Raw genomic sequence first — 1,283 nt, 5'->3', positions numbered from 1 at the left:
GCCTCCCCTTGCACCGGGCGTCACTGCTGCCTTGGCAATGAGAGTTAAGCAGGCTGACTGAAGCAAAGGTGACGCCGCAGGCGCAGGTGGTGTTCCACTGTCCTTTGCACTGGGGCTCTCGGCTGCACTGGCGGTGAGAGTTAAGCCGGGTGACCGAAGCGAAGGTGGTGCCGCAGAAGCAGGTGGTGTTCCGCTTTCTTTTACATACGGCCCCCTTTTCACGTTGGCTCAATATTTCCACTTCCGGTATAGAGCTATCGTAGCCTAAATCCCCTGGCACTATTGATACAGTTTCATAAACCTCTTCAACTTCTTGTTTGACAACTTTTCCGGCAGTGAATTTCCCAGGCGTGGATATCAGAATTAAAAGGCAGTGAAAGCCCATCAACAAATTCACCGCTTATTATCACGTCATCTGTCGTTGACGGGGAATGAGTTCTGCCAGGAGTTGCGGAGCAGGTAGAGCCCTCAGCTATCAGCTCAAGGGGCTTGTCCTGGCATGGCAGCCTGATTCTGGATGGGCTCTTACTCCCTTGGCAGACCAGACTATTTTCTGGACCTGATACACAGTATGTGTCGTCCAAAGGCTGAACGGTGGGCGATGACGTGCGGATACGGCCTGTTGAGATGATATCTGTCTCACCTTCACCTGTTGGCAAAACAAGTGTGCAGTTACTCACCTGTTTGTCTGTACTCGCATCAACAGCAATAGCGGGAGTAATGGCTAGGATAAGCCAAAGATATGAGGCATTCGCTAGCCTTTTCAACGAACATAACCTCCGATTTAACTCAGGCACGAAAGGCTAGTCAGTCAGTAAGATAGCGATTCTTTTTAAATCCCGCCTCCGTTCTTTTTAGTCTGCTGTCTCTTGCACCGGACGTCACTGCTAACCCGGCGGTGGAATTTCAACTGGTTGACCGTATCGAAGATGAGGCCGCAGGGACAGGTGGTGTTCCGTTTTCCTCGGCATACTGCTTCCTTCTCATCCTGGCTCAATATTTCTACTTCCGGTGAGGGGCTATCGCAGTTCAAGTCACCTGGGACGGTTGATGAAGTTTTATAAACCTCTTCAGCCTCTTGTTTGCCAACTTTTCGACAGTAAATTTCCCCGGCTTTGAAACCAGAATTAAAAGGCAACGAAAGCCTATCAACAGAATGAACTTTACTGGGAGTTTCGGAGCAGATAGAACTCTCAGCTATCAGTTCAAGAGTTTCCTTCCCCTGGCATGGCAGCCTGATTCTGGCTGGACTCTCAACCCCTTGACAGACATGGCTGTTTTCA

Annotated in this window: 2 protein-coding genes; both read right to left on the bottom strand. The window is 50.0% G+C overall.

Going from position 1 to position 1,283, the window contains the following annotated elements; translation table 11 throughout:
* Nucleotides 1-397, bottom strand: a 397-nt coding sequence (locus E1189_RS25090; RefSeq protein ID WP_230460081.1) for a hypothetical protein, incomplete at its 3' end; no start/stop codon positions are given.
* Nucleotides 398-832: 435 nt separating this feature from the next.
* Nucleotides 833-1,283, bottom strand: a 451-nt coding sequence (locus tag E1189_RS25085) for a hypothetical protein (protein ID WP_230460080.1), incomplete at its 5' end; no start/stop codon positions are given.

The organism is Parendozoicomonas verongulae (genome assembly GCF_009711465.1).
Classification (GTDB): Bacteria; Pseudomonadota; Gammaproteobacteria; order Pseudomonadales; family Endozoicomonadaceae; genus Sansalvadorimonas; species Sansalvadorimonas verongulae.
The sequence above is the reverse complement of the archived record's forward strand: the minus strand, read 5'-3'. Positions and strand labels throughout refer to the sequence as shown.